The organism is Streptomyces sp. NPDC059866, assembly GCF_042731325.1.
GTDB classification, from domain to species: Bacteria; Actinomycetota; Actinomycetes; order Streptomycetales; family Streptomycetaceae; genus Streptomyces; species Streptomyces flavusporus.
In genome coordinates, this window is sequence record NZ_JBHWJT010000016.1 from 134103 (window position 1) to 150705 (window position 16603).

At 71.6% G+C, this 16603-nt stretch carries 17 protein-coding genes; 13 read left to right on the forward strand and 4 right to left on the reverse strand.

Annotated elements, in window-relative coordinates; all coding sequences use genetic code 11:
• Window positions 1-23 precede the first annotated feature (23 nt).
• From ACFV7R_RS24985 to mug, 8 genes are all read left to right on the forward strand, one after another.
• Entirely contained in the window at window positions 24-587 is a 564-nt protein-coding gene (locus ACFV7R_RS24985) for a hypothetical protein (RefSeq protein WP_385267087.1), read from the forward strand.
• An 83-nt stretch (window positions 588-670) separates the two neighbouring features.
• Window positions 671-1090, forward strand: coding sequence for a GNAT family N-acetyltransferase (locus ACFV7R_RS24990; protein ID WP_385267089.1), 420 nt, complete (start codon window positions 671-673; stop codon window positions 1088-1090).
• A 2-nt stretch (window positions 1091-1092) separates the two neighbouring features.
• Window positions 1093-1242: a hypothetical protein gene (locus tag ACFV7R_RS24995; protein WP_385267092.1), complete on the forward strand. Its 150-nt coding sequence runs from the start codon at window positions 1093-1095 to the stop codon at window positions 1240-1242.
• A 142-nt stretch (window positions 1243-1384) separates the two neighbouring features.
• Window positions 1385-2713: a hemolysin family protein gene (locus tag ACFV7R_RS25000; RefSeq protein ID WP_385267094.1), complete on the forward strand. Its 1329-nt coding sequence runs from the start codon at window positions 1385-1387 to the stop codon at window positions 2711-2713.
• Window positions 2710-3723 (forward strand): hemolysin family protein, encoded by a 1014-nt coding sequence (locus ACFV7R_RS25005; protein ID WP_385267096.1) that lies wholly within the window; start codon window positions 2710-2712, stop codon window positions 3721-3723. Before ACFV7R_RS25000 ends, ACFV7R_RS25005 begins: the two co-directional genes overlap by 4 nt.
• Window positions 3724-3783: 60 nt before the next feature.
• Complete coding sequence (locus ACFV7R_RS25010; protein ID WP_385267098.1) at window positions 3784-4572, forward strand: SGNH/GDSL hydrolase family protein; 789 nt, start codon at window positions 3784-3786, stop codon at window positions 4570-4572.
• A gap of 249 nt (window positions 4573-4821) precedes the next feature.
• The gene (purB, locus tag ACFV7R_RS25015; RefSeq protein ID WP_385267101.1) at window positions 4822-6264 is read left to right on the forward strand and encodes an adenylosuccinate lyase; all 1443 of its coding nucleotides are present in this window, start codon (window positions 4822-4824) and stop codon (window positions 6262-6264) included.
• Complete coding sequence (gene mug / locus ACFV7R_RS25020) at window positions 6261-6806, forward strand: G/U mismatch-specific DNA glycosylase (protein ID WP_385267341.1); 546 nt, start codon at window positions 6261-6263, stop codon at window positions 6804-6806. The genes purB and mug overlap by 4 nt, the downstream gene beginning before the upstream one ends.
• Before the next feature lie 99 nt (window positions 6807-6905).
• On the opposite strand, the gene ACFV7R_RS25025 is transcribed toward mug, so the two are convergent.
• Both ACFV7R_RS25025 and ACFV7R_RS25030 read right to left on the reverse strand, forming a co-directional pair.
• Window positions 6906-7628 (reverse strand): ABC transporter permease, encoded by a 723-nt coding sequence (locus ACFV7R_RS25025; protein ID WP_385267104.1) that lies wholly within the window; start codon window positions 7626-7628, stop codon window positions 6906-6908.
• A gap of 2 nt (window positions 7629-7630) precedes the next feature.
• On the reverse strand, window positions 7631-8551 hold the full coding sequence (locus ACFV7R_RS25030) for an ABC transporter ATP-binding protein (protein WP_385267107.1): 921 nt from the start codon (window positions 8549-8551) through the stop codon (window positions 7631-7633).
• A 108-nt stretch (window positions 8552-8659) separates the two neighbouring features.
• Here ACFV7R_RS25030 and ACFV7R_RS25035 point away from each other — a divergent pair, with 108 nt between their 5' ends.
• From ACFV7R_RS25035 to ACFV7R_RS25045, 3 genes are all read left to right on the forward strand, one after another.
• A complete protein-coding gene (locus ACFV7R_RS25035) occupies window positions 8660-9829 on the forward strand; it encodes a sensor histidine kinase (RefSeq protein ID WP_385267110.1) in 1170 nt (389 codons plus the stop codon).
• A 14-nt stretch (window positions 9830-9843) separates the two neighbouring features.
• Entirely contained in the window at window positions 9844-10506 is a 663-nt protein-coding gene (locus tag ACFV7R_RS25040) for a response regulator transcription factor (protein ID WP_129796648.1), read from the forward strand.
• A 100-nt stretch (window positions 10507-10606) separates the two neighbouring features.
• Window positions 10607-11764, forward strand: a complete 1158-nt coding sequence (locus tag ACFV7R_RS25045) for an ROK family transcriptional regulator (protein WP_385267114.1) — start codon at window positions 10607-10609, stop codon at window positions 11762-11764.
• A 75-nt stretch (window positions 11765-11839) separates the two neighbouring features.
• Here ACFV7R_RS25045 and ACFV7R_RS25050 read toward each other — a convergent pair whose 3' ends face one another.
• Entirely contained in the window at window positions 11840-12601 is a 762-nt protein-coding gene (locus tag ACFV7R_RS25050) for a GntR family transcriptional regulator (protein WP_385267116.1), read from the reverse strand.
• 206 nt (window positions 12602-12807) lie between these two features.
• Window positions 12808-13692 (reverse strand): RNA polymerase sigma-70 factor, encoded by an 885-nt coding sequence (locus tag ACFV7R_RS25055; protein ID WP_385267118.1) that lies wholly within the window; start codon window positions 13690-13692, stop codon window positions 12808-12810.
• A gap of 169 nt (window positions 13693-13861) precedes the next feature.
• Here ACFV7R_RS25055 and ACFV7R_RS25060 point away from each other — a divergent pair, with 169 nt between their 5' ends.
• Together ACFV7R_RS25060 and ACFV7R_RS25065 are read left to right on the forward strand one after the other, a co-directional pair.
• On the forward strand, window positions 13862-14692 hold the full coding sequence (locus tag ACFV7R_RS25060; RefSeq protein WP_385267120.1) for an alpha/beta fold hydrolase: 831 nt from the start codon (window positions 13862-13864) through the stop codon (window positions 14690-14692).
• Window positions 14693-14854: 162 nt separating this feature from the next.
• On the forward strand, window positions 14855-16429 hold the full coding sequence (locus tag ACFV7R_RS25065) for an alkaline phosphatase D family protein (protein ID WP_385267123.1): 1575 nt from the start codon (window positions 14855-14857) through the stop codon (window positions 16427-16429).
• The last annotated feature ends 174 nt before the right edge of the window (window positions 16430-16603 follow it).

Sequence of the window (16603 nt, forward strand, 5' to 3'; positions counted from 1 at the left end):
TCCCGGGAAGAGGGCAGCACCGCATGAAGAAGTTCGCACGCATGGCCCTGGCCACCGTCGTCGCGCTCGTTGTGGGCCTTGCCCTGACGTCCTGCACCGACTCCAGCCAGGACAAGGAGAACAAGACCAAACAGGAGAACTACGACCACCTCGTGGCCCAGCAGCCGGCGGGCCGCATGGAGTACTCGCCGACCCGCGAAGCGATCAACCAGTGGATCAGGACGTGGGGGAAGCGGGGCAAACTCTCATACGTCTACATCCAGAACGCCAAAGGCGAGTACGGGTACTTCATCATGAAGGGCCTGCCGGTGCCGCGCTGCAAGATGCTCACTCCGACGGAGAAGGTGGAGTCCTCCTCCAACGGCGTCGCGGTCCTCGCACAGCCCGGCATGGACGGCGTGTACACGTCGGGTTCCACCTGCGGTGCCTACTACGGTTTCGACGCCACGACGGGCGCGTACATGGAGTTCACGGTCGGCACGAACCAGTCGTTCTTCCTGTTCGACCAGCCCATGACGATGCCGGAGTACGCCAGCGCCAAGCAGTTGGGGCCGAGCTCGGTGAAGGACGTCGAGAAGCAACCTTGAGCGGTCGGGGGCAGCACCCGGCCGGCGAGTTCCGACACGGAAACCGCTCGCCAGACAGGCCGGCGCTCTGCTTGGCTCGCCCCATGAGCGATCTCCACATCCGCCACGCCACCCTCTCGGACATCGACACCGTGCTGCAGTTCTGGCGCGAGGCCGCGGAAGGAACGAGCATCAGCGACGACCACGACGGAGTGGCCCGACTCATCACACGAGACCCCGAAGCCCTGCTCCTCGCAGAGCGCGACGGCGCCCTCACAGGAACCGTCATAGCCGGCTTCGACGGATGGCGATGCTCCGCCTACCGACTGGCCGTACACCCCGACCACCGTCGGCGAGGCATCGCCACCGCCCTGCTGGAAGCAGCCGAACAACGATTCGCCTCCCTGGGCGGGCGACGGGTCGACGCCATGGTCCTGGAAGCCAACGAACAGGCCCACCACACGTGGGCCGCCACTGGCTACCATCGCGAGGACCACTGGCGACGCTGGATCAAACCGCTGTAGATGTGTGTGAGCAGCCAGGATTCGACGGCCGGCGCCGCGGGGACGCGATGGTGCCGACCCGCAACGAGAGGGCGCACCACGCCTGGCGCGCGGCCGGGTACGCGTCCGAGGAGCACTGGCGGCGCTGGGTGAAGCCCCTGGCCGAGTTCTGACACCCTTTGCCGGTCCTTTACTCTTGGAGGACCACTCGGTCCTCCATGAAAGGTGTGAGCGTCCGCCCATGGGCGAGCCTCCCAGTACCAGCCATCGCGCGTTCCTCCCTGCCCTGCCGGACCATGGGACGGGGGTGACCCGATGACCGAAGTGCTCCTCCTGCTCGTGGCGATCCTGCTCTCCCTCGCCTGTGGCGCCTTCGTCGCCGCGGAGTTCTCGCTGACCACGGTCGAGCGCAGCGCCCTGGAGCGTGCCGTCGAGCGCGGCGAGCGCGGCGCGGCCGGCGCTCTGAAGGCCGTACGGAAACTCACCTTCCAGCTCTCCGGTGCGCAGCTCGGCATCACCGTCACCAACCTGGTGGTCGGCATGCTCGCCGAGCCGTCCATCGCCCGGCTGATCGCGGGCCCGCTGGAGTCACTGGGCATCTCCCGCTCCACGGCCTCCTCGATCGCCCTCGTGCTGGGCACGGCCCTGTCGACGGTCTTCCTGATGGTGGTGGGCGAGCTGGTGCCCAAGAACTGGGCGATCTCCTCACCGCTGGCCGTGGCCAAGCGGGTGGGCAACGCCCAGCGCTGGTTCAGCGCGTTGTTCCGCCCGTTCATCACCCACCTCAACAACACCGCCAACCGCATGGTGCGCCGCCTGGGCCTCGAACCCGCCGAGGAGCTCGCCTCCGCGCGCGGTCCGCAGGAACTGGCCGCCCTCGCCCGGCACTCCGCCCGCGAGGGCGCCCTGGAACCGGACACCGCCGAGCTGTTCGTACGCACCCTGAACCTCGCCGACCTGACCGCGGAGAACGTGATGACGCCGCGCGTGCAGGTCGTGGCCCTCGACGCGCAGGCGACCTGCGAGGACGTGGCGAACGCGACCCGGGCCACCGGGCTGTCGCGGTTCCCGGTCTACCGCGGCAACCTCGACTCGGTCGTGGGCACCGCGCACGTCAAGGACGTCCTGGCGGTGCCCGCCGAACGCCGGCCCCGCGTGCCCGTCTCCGAGCTGATGCGCGAGCCGCTCCTCGTCCCGGAATCCCTCACCGTGGACCGGCTCCTGGACCGGCTGTCCGGCAAGCGGACGATGGCCGTGGTCATCGACGAGTACGGCGGCACGGCGGGCGTCGCGACGCTGGAGGACATCGTCGAGGAGGTCGTCGGCGAGGTGCGCGACGAGCACGACCCGCACGAGACGCCCGACCTCGCCCCCGCCGGCACGGACGAGGACGGCCACGCCCTGTACTCCGCCGACGGTGCCGCCCGCATGGACCAGCTCGCGCGCGTGGGCCTGCGGCCGCCCGAGGGTCCCTACGAGACGCTGGCCGGCCTCGTCGCGACCGAGCTGGGCCGGATACCCGCCGCCGGTGACGCGGTCCAGGTGGCCGGCTGGCGCCTGGAAGTGCTGGACGCCGCGGGGCGCAGGGCGGCACGGCTGCTGCTGCACGCCCCGCTCGACGACGAGACGGGGGCGCAGGCATGACCGCCGTACAGCTGCTGATCGGTTTCGCGACGCTGGTCGTCAACGCCTTCTTCGTGGGCGCCGAGTTCGCGCTGATCTCCGTACGCCGCTCCCAGATCGAACCGTACGCCGACCAGGGCGACCGGCGGGCCAGGAGCGTGCTGTGGGGACTGCAGCACGTGTCGGCGCTGATGGCGGCGGCACAGCTGGGCATCACCCTGTGCACGCTGGTGCTCGGTGTGGTCGCGGAACCGGCGATCGCGCATCTGCTCGAGCCGGTGTTCCACGCGATGGGTGTGCCGAGCGGCGCGGGACACGCGGTGTCCTTCGTGATCGCGCTGACCCTGGCGACGTATCTGCACATGCTGCTCGGCGAGATGGTGCCGAAGAACGTCGCGCTCGCGGAGCCGGTGCGCAGCGCACTGCTGCTCGGGCCGCCGCTGGTGGCGCTCTCCCAGGCGCTGCGACCGGTGATCTTCACGATCAACGCCTTCGCGAACGGGCTGCTGAAACTGCTGCGGATCGAGACCAGGGACGAGGTCACGGCCGCCTTCTCCGACGCCGAGCTGGCCCGCCTGGTCAAGGACTCCGGTGCGGCCGGGCTCATCGACGTCCGCGCGCAGGAGCGGCTGCACGACGCCCTGGAACTGGGCCGCCGGCCCGTGCGGGACGTCGTGCTCCCGCTGGAACGCGTTTTCTACGCGCGCGTGGGCGTCACGCCGGAGGAACTGGAGCGGCTGTCGGCCGAGTCCGGCTTCTCCCGCTTCCCCGTCGTGGACGAGGGGCGCCGGATCGTCGGCTACCTGCATGTGAAGGACGCGCTGGACGCCTCGCCGCGGGATGTGCCGTTCCGGCTGCGCGACATGCGGTCCATCGCGCGCGTACGGGAGTCGACACCGCTGGACGACGTGCTCACCGCGATGCGCGGCAGCCGTACGCACCTGGCGGCCGTGCTCGGCTCGGACGGGCGGCTGGCAGGGCTGGTGACCATGGAGGACGTGCTGCGGGAGCTGTTCGGGCAGCGGGCCTAGCAGGCAACGGCGGCCCGACCGACCGTCGGGTATGCGCCTCGGGATACCATCTCGTACGCCATGCAGACGAATTCCTCTCCCCAGTACACCAGCCTGGTCGCGGTGGGCGACTCCTTCACCGAGGGCATGTCGGACCTGCTGCCCGACGGCACCTACCGGGGCTGGGCCGACCTCCTTGCGGCACGGATGGCCGCCCGCACTCCCGGCTTCCGGTACGGCAACCTGGCCGTGCGCGGCAAACTGATCGGGCAGATCGTCGACGAGCAGGTGGATGTGGCGGCCGCGATGGGCGCCGATGTCATCACGCTCGTCGGCGGGCTCAACGACACCCTGCGCCCCAAGTGCGACATGGGCCGGGTGCGCGGGCTCCTGGAGGAGGCCGTGGAACGGCTGGCTCCGTCGTGCAAGCAGCTCGTCCTGATGCGGAGCCCGGGACGGCAGGGCCCGGTCCTGGAGCGGTTCCGGCCGCGCATGGAGGAGCTCTTCGCCTGCGTCGACGAGCTGGCCGCGCGGCACGGCGCGGTGGTGGTCGACCTGTACGGGGCGCCCTCGCTCGGCGACCCCCGGCTGTGGGACGTGGACCGGCTGCACCTGACCGCCGAGGGGCACCGGCGGGTCGCGGAGGCGGTGTGGCAGACGCTCGGACACGACCCCGAGGACCCGGACTGGCACACGCCGATCCCGGCGACCGTGCCGCCGGGCTGGGCAGCGCGCCGGGTCGCTGACGTGCGATTCGCCCGCCAGCACCTGCTGCCGTGGATCGCCCGCCGCCTGACGGGCCGGTCGTCCGGGGACGGGCTCCCGCCGAAGCGGCCGGAGCTTCTGCCGTACGAGGGCCCGGTGGCGTAGCTCCGCGCGGGGATGCGTGCCGAAGCGAGGTGCGGGGGCGGCAACCCCCAGCGACCTCCCCCACCACCTTGCCTTCCATCCGGCCCTCTCGCCCCGGGGTCCAGGGGCGGAGCCCCTGGGGATGGGACGGGTGGGGGCGGCGGGGCGAAGACCTTCCCGCCAACTCCCGGGGGTGACCCAGCTCTCGTAGGTTCCACCAAACACATCCGTGGCGCTGGCCTGCACAAACCGCCAGTAGAATCCGTTTACGTGACTTCTGCGCCCGCCAAGCCCCGCATCCCGAACGTCCTCGCCGGACGCTACGCCTCCGCCGAGCTCGCCACGCTCTGGTCGCCCGAGCAGAAGGTGAGGCTGGAGCGTCAGCTCTGGCTCGCCGTGCTGCGGGCCCAGAAGGACCTCGGGATCGAGGTGCCGGACGCGGCGATCGCCGACTACGAGCGCGTCCTCGACCAGGTCGACCTGGCTTCCATCGCCGAGCGCGAGAAAATCACGCGCCACGATGTGAAGGCGCGGATCGAGGAGTTCAACGACCTCGCCGGGCACGAGCAGGTGCACAAGGGCATGACCTCCCGCGACCTGACCGAGAACGTCGAGCAGCTGCAGATCCGGCTCTCGCTGGAGCTGATGCGCGACCGCACGGTGGCCGTCCTGGCGCGCCTGGGCAAGCTGGCGGGTGAGTACGGTGAGCTGGTCATGGCCGGCCGCTCGCACAACGTCGCCGCGCAGGCCACGACCCTCGGCAAGCGGTTCGCGACCGCGGCCGACGAGCTGCTCGTCGCCTACGGGCGGGTGGAGGAGCTGCTGGGCCGCTATCCGCTGCGCGGCATCAAGGGCCCGGTCGGTACGGCGCAGGACATGCTGGACCTGCTGGGCGGGGACGCGTCGAAGCTCGCGGAGCTGGAGCAGCGGATCGCCGATCACCTGGGCTTCTCCACGGCCTTCACGTCGGTCGGCCAGGTCTACCCGCGCTCGCTCGACTACGAGGTCGTCACCGCACTGGTGCAGCTGGCGGCGGCGCCGTCCTCGCTGGCGAAGACGATCCGGCTGATGGCCGGGCACGAGTTGGTCACCGAGGGCTTCAAGCCGGGCCAGGTCGGCTCCTCCGCCATGCCGCACAAGATGAACACCCGCTCCTGCGAGCGCGTCAACGGCCTGATGGTGATCCTGCGCGGTTATGCCTCGATGACCGGCGAGCTGGCGGGCGACCAGTGGAACGAGGGTGACGTGTCCTGCTCGGTGGTGCGCCGGGTCGCGCTGCCGGACGCTTTCTTCGCGCTGGACGGGCTGCTGGAGACGTTCCTGACGGTGCTCGACGAGTTCGGCGCGTTCCCGTCGGTCGTGGCGCGCGAGCTGGACCGCTACCTGCCGTTCCTGGCGACGACGAAGGTGCTGATGGCCTCGGTGCGCGCGGGGGTCGGCCGTGAGGTCGCGCACGAGGCGATCAAGGAGAACGCGGTGGCGTGTGCTCTGGCCATGCGCGAGCAGGGCGCCGAACGCAACGAGCTGCTGGGCAGGCTCGCGGACGACTCGCGCATCCCCCTCGAACGTGCGCAGCTGGACGAGCTGATGGCCGACAAGCTGTCCTTCACGGGCGCCGCGGCCGACCAGGTCGGCACCGTCGTCGGCCGGATCGAGGAGCTCGTGAAGCAGCACCCGGAGGCCGCGGGCTACACGCCGGGAGCGATCCTCTGACACGCTTCACCGCACAGGAGTTGGAGGCCGCTCGCGACCGCCTGGTACCCGACGTGGTCGCGGACGGCCTCCGCGTGCTGTTCTGCGGCATCAACCCGGGCCTGATGACCGCGGCGACGGGCCACCACTTCGCCCGCCCGGGCAACCGCTTCTGGCCGGTGCTGCATCTGTCCGGGTTCACGCCCCGGCTGCTGAAGCCGTCGGAGCAGGACGAGTTGCTGACGTACGGGCTCGGGATCACCAATGTGGTCGCGCGGGCGACGGCTCGGGCCGACGAGCTGAGCGCCGAGGAGTATCGCGAGGGCGGGCGCCTGCTGTCGCTGAAGGTGGCACGGTTGCGACCGCGCTGGCTGGCGGTGGTGGGCGTCACCGCCTACCGGGCCGCGTTCGACGACCGCACTGCCCAGGTGGGGCCGCAGGCCAGGACGATCGGGAACACGCGGGTGTGGGTACTGCCGAATCCCTCCGGGCTGAACGCGCATTGGACTACGGCGACGATGGCGGAGGAGTTCGCTCGGTTGCGGGCGGCGGCGGAGGCCTGAGGGTCCCGGTCGTGTTCGTCACGGCGGGTCGGTCGTCTCCAGGCACCGCACGATGTCCATGCCCCGGTAAACCCGGGGCCACTGGCAGTTGCCGCCGCGTCAGGCGTCCCGGTGCCGCACGCTCCACGCGCCCGCCACCAGGGCCGCCGCCGTCCACAGGGCGGTCACGGTGAGACCGGTCCACGGGCCGAGGGTGCCCTCCGGAGTCTCGTGGAACACCACCTGGCCGGCCTTGTCGGGCAGGAGGTCGGCGACGGTGCCGGACATGTCGCCGATCACGAAGGACACGATGAGCAGGAACGGGATCAGCACGCTCAGCGTGGCCACGCCGCTGCGCAGCAGGGCGGTGAGTCCGGCCGCGAACAGCGCCATCAGCGTGAGGTAGACGGCACAGCCGACGACCCCGCGCAGCCCCTCGCTCCAGGAGAGACCGTCCGCCTCGTCCCCCAGCACGGCTCTGCCGACGGCCAGGCTCGCCGCACCCGTGACGAGGCCGGCCGCGAGGACGGGTACGGCGATCGCCACCGCCTTGGCCGCGAACCACCGCCCGCGCCGCGGCACCGCGGCGAACGTGACGCGCAGGGCACCGCCCTGGAACTCCGAGGAGACGGCCGTCGTGCCGAAGGCGATCGCGGCGATCTGCCCGAAACTGACGCCGAAGAACGTCGCGAACAGAGGGTCGAAGTCCGCGCCGCCGGTGTCCAGTCCGCCGAGTGCCGAGAACAGGGTGGTGACGAGCAGGACGGCGCACAGGGCGCCGAGGAGCGACCGCAGCGTGCGGATCTTGATCCACTCGGCGCGGAGCACGGGCGTGAATTCCATGGTCAGGCCTCCTGGGGCTGTGCGGTGAACTCGGTCTCGGCCGCTGTCAGGTCGAGATAGGCCTGCTCCAACGTGCCCTCCTCCGCGGCCAGTTCGAGGATCGGCACGCCCGCGGCCGAGGCGATGCGCCCGATGTCGTCCACGCGCGCGAGGGACACGGTCCAGATCCCGTCCTCGTGCTCCACGGCGTCGTGGCCGTGCCGGGCGAGGGCGTTCTTGAGGGCCGCAGGGTCCGTCGTGCGGATCCGCACGCGCGGCTGCACGCGCGCGTGGATGAACTCCCGCATCGGGGTGTCGGCCAGCAGGCGGCCACGGCCCAGGACGACGAGGTGGTCGGCGAAGGACGCCGTCTCGTTCATGAGGTGGCTGGAGACCAGGACCGTGCGCCCCTCCCCGGCGAGCCGGCGCATCAACTCCCGGATCCAGATGATGCCTTCGGGGTCGAGGCCGTTGGAGGGCTCGTCGAGCATGACCACCTCGGGGTCGCCGAGGAGGGCTGCGGCGATGCCGAGCCGCTGGCGCATGCCCAAGGAGTACGTCTTCACCCTGCGGCGCGCCACCGACGCGAGCCCCGTCTCCTCCAGCATCTCGTCGACGCGCCGGTCCGGGATGCGGTTGCTGGCCGCCAGGACGCGCAGATGGTCGCGGCCGGTGCGGGAGCCGTGCGCAGCCTGGGCGTCGAGCAACGCGCCCACGTGACGCAGGGGTTCGCGCAGGGTTGCGTAGGCGCGGCCGCCGATGGTGGCGGTGCCGGAGGCCGGCCGGTCGAGGCCGAGCACGAGCCGCATGGTGGTCGACTTGCCGGCGCCGTTGGGGCCGAGGAAGCCGGTGACGCGGCCGGGGAGGACGGTGAAGGTGAGGTCGTCCACGGCTCGCCGGGTGCCGTACTCCTTGGTGAGGGCCTGGACTTCGATGCTGGTCATGCCGACAGCCTGGCCGCCGGGGCGCAGGCGGTTCCTCCCCCGCGGGTGGAGATCGTCTCCCCCGTGCGGGGGAGGCTCGTTGTCAGTGGCGGCTGGCACGATGACGGAATGGTCCGCTGGCTGCGCCCGTTCGGCAGGGCGGTGACGTACACACGATTGCTGCATCTGTTCATCGCCATCGTGTGGCCGTCCATGTGGCTGTTCGTCAAGGAAGCCTGGTGGACCTGGCTGGTGGCGGCCGCGGTGCTCGCCCCCGTCGGTCTGGTGCCCGCGATGCGCACCGCGGAGGGGATGCAGGCCAGGCTGCTGCTGACCGGTCACCGGCACGACAGTGAGGGCACCGGCATCGTCGTCGCGCCGTCCGCCTCCTGGAGAGACCGGGGGCGGCTCGTCGTGTGGCTGGAGACGCGGCTGCTGCTCGGCTGCGCGACCTCGCTGTTCACCGTTCAACTGGCCCTTGCCGCAGTGGACTTGGTGTCGGCGGCGTTCGGCCGTGACGTCGAGGAGGGCGTACTGCTGCTCCTCGACGGCCACGAGTGGTGGCACGTCCTGCTCGTGCCGCCGGCGCTGGTCACGCTGGCGGCGACCGTGGTCGCCTCGGGCCACCTCATCACCGCACTCGCCCACCGTCTCCTGGGCCCCTCCCCTGCCGAGCGCCTCGCCGCCATGGAGGAACGCACCGAGCAGCTTCTGGAACGCACCCGCATCGCTCGCGAACTCCACGACTCCATCGGCCACGCCCTGACCGTGGCGGTGGTGCAGGCGGGTGCCGCGCGCGCGGCAGGCGATCCCGCCTTCACCGACCGGGCCCTGGATGCCATCGAGGAGACCGGCCGGGCGGCCCTGGAGGACCTGGATCGTGTCCTCGGCATCCTGCGTGAGTCGGAGCGGCCGGTCAGCAGCCGGCCGACGCTGACGGACGCAGACCGTCTGCTGGAGTCCGCGCGTGCCTCCGGTGCAAAGGTGGAGGCCGAGATGACCGGGCCCCTGGAGACCGTGCCCGGCCCGGTCTCCAGGGAGGGCTACCGCATCCTCCAGGAGTCCCTGACCAACGTGCTGCGGCACGCGGGGTCCGTCGCCGTCCGGGTCCGCATCGCCGTCGCGGGCGGCACGCTCACCCTCGAGGTGCGCAACCCGCTCACCGCCGGCATACCAGGGCCCGGTCGGGGCAGCGGTCTGCGCGGCATACGGGAGCGCGCTGCCCTGCTGGGCGGCCGCGCGCGGACGGGGCCCGACGAGGGCGACTGGCAGGTGCGTGTGGAGCTGCCGCTCGGCTGATCTACGCTGGCCGGATGCCGGTCACCGTTCTCCTCGTCGACGACGAGCCCCTCGTACGGGCGGGCCTGCGGGCCGTGCTGGAGGCGCAGCCCGACATCGAGGTCGTCGGGGAGGCGGCCGACGGGGCCGCGGTGATTCCGCTGGTGCGGCGCCTGCGGCCCGACGTGGTCGCCATGGACGTACGGATGCCGCTGCTGGACGGCATCGAGGCCACGCGCGCGGTGCTGCGGACGATCGACGAACCGCCGAAGATCCTGGTGGTGACGACGTTCGAGAACGACGAGTACGTCTATGGGGCGCTACGGGCCGGCGCCGACGGGTTCCTGCTGAAGCGGGCCCGGCCGGCCGAGATCGTGCACGCGGTACGGCTCGTGGCCGAGGGCGAGTCGCTGCTGTTCCCGGCGTCGGTACGGCAGCTGGCGGCGGAGTACGGCGAGGACGGCGGGAATCGTGCGGCGCGGGCGGTGCTGGAGCGGGCCCAGCTGACCGAACGGGAGGCGGAGGTGCTGCGGTTGATGACGCGCGGGCTGTCCAACGCGGAGATCGCCGGGCAGTTGGTCGTCGGCACGGAGACGGTGAAGTCGCATGTCAGCGCGGTGCTGGCGAAGCTGGGGGCGCGGGATCGCACACAGGCGGTCATCACGGCGTACGAGTCGGGGTTCGTGTCGCCGGGCTGACCGCGGTCGTCGCACCGGACCGCAGGCGTCCGCCTCTCGCCCGGCTGTCCTGCGCCGAGTACCATCCGGCCAACACGCGCACGAGCTGGGAGGACGGACGGTGGGGCGGCTGACCGGCGGGGATCCCTCGCTGTTGCGAAGGATCAATTCCGCGGTGGTGCTGCACGCGCTGCGTGCCACGGACTGCGCGACGCTGACGGAGGTCACCCGGGTGACCGGGCTGTCCCGGCCCACCGTCGAGGGCGTCGTCGAAGGGCTCATCGAGGCCGGTCTCGTGGTGGAGAAGGCAGCCGAGGAGGGTGCCGCGCGGCGTCAGGGGCGGCCGGCGCGGAGGTTCCGGTTCCGGGCCGAGGCCGGTCATCTGCTGGGGCTGGAGATCGGGGCGCATCGCGTTGCCGCGCTCCTCGCCGACCTGGACGGGCGGGTGATCGGCGCGCAGGCGAAGGACGTCGACGAGACGGCGCACGCGGACGAGCGCCTGGAGCGGCTGCGCACCGCGGTCGCCGAGCTGCTGCGGCGGGCCGGGGTGGCGCGCGGATCGTTGCGGGCGGTGGGGGTGGCCACGCCCGGGATCGTCGAGGCGGACGGCACGGTACGGCTGGGTACGGCACTGCCGGGGTGGACCGGGCTGCGTCTGGGGGAACGGCTGGGCCGCTCCTTCAAGTGTCCGGTCCTGGTGGAGAACGACGCCAACGCGGCGGCCGTTGCCGAGCACTGGAAGGGTTCCGCCACCGAGTCCGACGACGTCGTGTTCGTACTGGCGGGGTTGAGCCCCGGCGCCGGTTCGCTGATCGGCGGGCGGCTGCACCGCGGTTTCGGCGGGGCCGCCGGTGAGATCGGCGCGCTGCATCTGCTGGGCCGGGACGTCACCCCGGAGACGCTGCTGTCCACGACGGACGAGCCGCTGCATCCGCTGGACGAGCAGGCGGTCGCCCAGGTCTTCGCCCAGGCCCGCCAGGGCGATCAGCGGGCCCGGGCTGCCGTCGACCGGTTCATCCAGCGGCTGGTGCACGATGTCGCCGCGCTCGTGCTGGCCCTCGACCCGGAGCTGGTCGTCATCGGTGGCTGGGCGGCGGGACTGGACGGCGTACTGGAGCCGCTGCGGCGCGAGCTGGCGCGCTACTGCCTGCGGCCGCCGAAGGTGACCCTGTCACTGCTCGGCGAGGCCGCGGTGGCGACAGGGGCACTGCGACTGGCCCTGGACCATGTGGAGGAGCAGCTCTTCGCGGTCGAGAGCACAGTGACGGCACGCCACTGAAGCGCCCGCCGACGGGCCCGGAAAACCTCGCGTACCCCCGGGCACCGTCCGAGCGCGAGACGTCGGGACCGCCGGTCAGGATGCCCGGCGCTGTGCGTCCTGGTGGATCTCCACGCCGCCCGAGTCCCCGAAGGTCAGCCTGCAGGTGTCCGCGCGGTAGGTGGCGACGGAGAGCGCGGCGGTGCGGCCCTCGGCGAAGTAGCGGGTGGTGACGACGAGCACGGGCGCGCCCGGCAGCCGGTCGAGTTCCTTCGCGTCGTCGGCCCGGGCCGAGCCCAGCTCCACGGCGCTGTCCTGGCCCTCCAGCTCCATGCGCTGCAGCTCCCGCAGCAACGCACGCGCGCGTGCCGGTCCTGCCGGGGCGTCGATGGCGGACAGCTCGGGCACGGACGACTCGGGGATGTACAGCAGCTCGGCGGCGACCGGCTGGCCGTGTGTCATCCGGGTGCGGCGCACGGTGTGCACGGGTTCGTCGCGGCCGGCCTCCAGGGCGTCGGCGACCGCCGCCGACGGCGCCGTCGTCGTGCAGTCGACGGCCTGCCAGGCATCGCCGGGCGTGCCCGGCCAGGCGTGCTGTTCGGTGCCGACGGCCACTCCCACGCGCGGCGGCGCGACGGTCGTACCGACGCCGCGGCGGCGTTGCAGCCGGCCTTCCAGTTCGAGCTGTTCCAGGGCCTGACGCAGCGTGGCGCGGGCGACGCCGAAGCGGGCGGCGAGGTCGCGCTCGTTGGGCAGGATCTCGCCCACGGAGAACTCGGAGTCCAGTGCCTCCGTGAGCACGGTCTTGAGGTGCCAGTACTTCGGTTCCGGCACCGATTCCAGCTGCGTGGTCCCCACCCTGTCCTCCGCAATCGCCGTGATCCGGCGGCGTTTTAGCGCCCTTGTTTATTAAAGGTTGTTGCACTTGTCTGCGACCATAGGACGGCCCTCACCCTTGGTCAAGACCAATCCTCGATCCCTTGGGCGCCGTACGGGCGGACCGACGTGAAGCGTTCACGGGGCGTTCACAAAACACCGCATAGGTGACATAGCGGCAACGGCGGCTACTCGCCGGCCAGCCTCCGCAGCTTGTCCGGGTTGCGGATGACGTAGACCGAACGGATGCGCCCGTCGAGGACGTCCAGCTGGAACACGGAGTCGGGCTCGTCCCCGGACAGGACCAGCACCGCGGGGCCGCCGTTGAGTTCCAGGAACCGGAAGGACGCCGCCGCAACGCCCTTGCGGGCGGTGCCGACGAGGAAGCGGCCCACGTTGTCGGCGCTCCGAAGGACCCGCAGGGGCGCCTTCGCCTTGCCGCCGCTGTCGCCGACGAGCCGGACGTCGGGGGCGAGCAGCGACATGAGGCCCTCGAGGTCCCCGTCCGCCGCGGCGGCGAGGAACCGCTCGGTGAGATCACGGCGCTGGACGGGGTCGACGTCGTAGCGCGGCCGGCGCTCGTCGACGTGCTTGCGGGCGCGGCCCGCCAGCTGCCGTACGGCCGGCTCGGCCCGGTCGAGCATGGCGGCGATGTCCGCGTACGGGTATCCGAAGGCCTCCCGCAGGACGAACACGGCCCGCTCCAGCGGCGACAGCGACTCCAGGACGACGAGTACCGCGAGGGACACGGAGTCGGCCAGCATCGCCCGCTCCGCCGCGTCCGGGACGGCGCCGCCGAACTCGGTGACATACGGCTCGGGCAGCCAGGGACCGACGTACGCCTCGTTGCGCGCCTTGATCTGGCGCAGCCGGTCGACGGCGAGGCGGGTGGTGACACGCACCAGGAACGCGCGCGGTGCGCGCACTTCGGACCGGTCGGCGCCGGACCAGCGCAGCCAGGCCTCCTGGACCACGTCCTCCGCGTCGGCCACGCGGCCGAGCATGCGGTAGGCGACGCCCAGGAGGACGGCGCGGTGCTCTTCGAAGACCTCGGTGGCGGTGTCGGTGGTCACGCCCTCATCCCATCCGACGCGTCCGGTCGTGTCCAGGCGATTCCGTGGGCGGGACTTCGCGGTCCGTACGGCTGAGTGGTTGACGACAACCGGGGGCTACCCGGCGGTAGCTATTGCTGACAAGGTGTCTACACCACGTCCGGCGCACGAGTCCTCGCCAAGGAGCTGTATGTCCGCCACCGTCTCCTTCAAGGTCCCCACCCCGCACGGCCCGCGGAGCGTCACCGTCTCCTACGCGCGCGCGGGCACCGGTGCACCGCTGCTCCTGCTGCACGGCATAGGTCACCACCGGCAGGTGTGGGACCCTGTGATCCCCGCCCTGGCGCCCGAGCGCGATGTGATCGCCGTGGATCTGCCGGGCTGCGGTCAGTCCCCGGCACTCCCGGCCGGGCTGGCGCACGACCTGCCGTCGATGACCGCCGTACTCACCGCTCTGTGCGAGGCGCTGGATGTCGAACGGCCGCATGTGGCGGGCAATTCGCTGGGCGGTCTGCTGGCGTTGCAGCTCGGTCGCGACCGGCTCGTCCGGTCGGTCACGGCGCTGTCCCCGGCCGGGTTCTGGTCGGCGGTCGAGCGGCGCTACGCCTTCGGTGTCCTGATGACGATGCGGCAGATCGCGCAGCGGATGCCGGTGCCCGTGGTCGAGCGGCTCGCCCGCCCGGCGCTCGGCCGTACGCTCCTGACGAGCGCCATCTACGCCCGCCCGGCCCGCCGTGCCCCCGAGGCCGTGGTCGCGGAGACGCTCGCGCTGGCGCGTGCGGAAGGCTTCTCGGAGACCCTGCGGACCGGCAGGGACGTGCAGTTCACCGATGACGTCCCGGGAATTCCGGTCACCGTGGCCTGGGGCAGCCGGGACCGGCTGCTCGTGCCCCGGCAGGGCGTCCGCGCCAAGTACGTCATTCCCCGGGCCCGGCTGGTCCGGCTGCCCGGCTGCGGTCACGTCCCGATGAACGACGACCCGGCGCTGGTCGCGCGGGTCCTGCTCGACGGCAGCCGCTGAGCGAAGACGGTCCGTCAGGAGGCTCTTCTGTTCTTGCCCGGTAGCCGCCGCTTTCCCGTGCGCCCACGGTCAGTTGTTCACTTGTGGTTTCCGTGTGCGCTGCGACGCACCAGTAGTTGTGGCATCGCAACTGGCCGGAACCGTCCCGTCCTGGAGGCGCCCATGTCACACCGTCCCTTCCCCGGCCGCCGCAGCGTCCTGCGCGGCTCCCTCGCCGCGTCGGCGGCCCTGACCCTGCCCGTCGGCCTCGGCGCGGCGCCGGCCCTCGCCCGGTCGGGGCGCCCCTCGGCGAGCTGGGGCGTACAGACGGGCGACGTGACCGCGCACTCCGGGCTGGTGTGGGTACGGTCCGACCGGCCGGCCCGGATGATCGTCGAGACGTCCGCGACCGAGTCGTTCCGCAACCCGCGCAGATGGCACGGCCCGCTGCTCGGCGCCGGCACGGACTTCACCGGCACGACCCGGCTGCGCGGACTGCCGTCCGGCGAGCAGATCCACTACCGCGTGCTGCTCGCCGACCCGGACGACCCGCGTCGCACCGGCGAGCCGGTCACCGGCACCTTCCGCACGGCGTCCGACCGGCGGCGCGACGGGGTGCGGTTCGTCTGGTCCGGCGATCTGGCCGGACAGGGCTGGGGCATCAACCCGGAGCTCGGCGGTTACCGGATCTACGACGCGATGGCCGCCCTCGACCCGGACTTCTTCATCTGCAGCGGTGACAACGTCTACGCCGACGGTCCGATCACCGAGACCGTGGCCCTGCCCGACGGGCGGACCTGGCGGAACGTCACCACCGAGGAGAAGTCCAAGGTCGCCGAGACGCTGGCGGAGTTCCGCGGCAACTTCCGCTACAACCTGCTGGACGAGAACCTGCGCGCCTTCAACGCCCAGGTGCCGTCCATCATCCAGTGGGACGACCATGAAGTCACCAACAACTGGTACCCGGGTGAGATCCTCACCGACACCCGGTACACCGAGAAGAACGTCGACGTGCTCGCCGCGCGCGCCCGGCAGGCGTTCTCGGAGTACTTCCCGATCTCGACGCTGCGCCGCCCCGACGGCCGGGTCCACCGGGTCCAGCACCACGGCCCGCTGCTCGACGTCTTCGTCCTGGACATGCGCACCTACCGCAACGCGAACTCCACGGACGACCAGCCCACCGACCAGCAGGGCATCCTCGGCCGCGAGCAGCTGGAGTGGCTCAAGCGGGAGCTGTCCCGTTCCCGAGCGGTGTGGAAGGTGATCGCCTCCGACATGCCGCTCGGCCTGGTCGTACCGGACACCGGGGACGGCAGACCGAACATCGAGGCGGTCGCGCAGGGCGACCCCGGGGCGCCGCTCGGCCGTGAGCTGCAGATCGCCGAGCTGCTGCGGTTCGTCAAGCACCGGCGGATCACGGGCACGGTGTGGCTGACCGCCGATGTGCACTACACGTCGGCGCAGCACTACCAGCCGTCGCGGGCAGCCTTCACCGACTTCGAGCCGTTCTGGGAGTTCGTCTCGGGCCCGCTCAACGCGGGCGCCTTCCCCGCCAACGCGCTCGACAACACCTTCGGCCCGGAGCGGGTGTTCGTGAAGGCGCCGGCCACGGCCAACGTCTCACCGGCCGGGGGCTATCAGTTCTTCGGCGAGGTGGACATCGACGGCCACAGCGGGGAGATGACGGTGCGGTTGCGCGAGCAGGACGGCACCGTGCTGTTCACGCAGGTGCTGCAGCCGGGCCGCGTCGGCCAGTAGATTCGGTACGCGCGGCCGAGGGGCGCGCACCGGTGTCATCCCCCGGTGCGTGCCCCTCGGCAGGCAGGGGCCCGTCGGCAGGGCCGGTGTCACCTCGTTGACACCTCTGACGCAACACACTCGTAAAAATAACCGCAAAACAGACAGAACCATGCTTTACCGAGCAGTCACAAA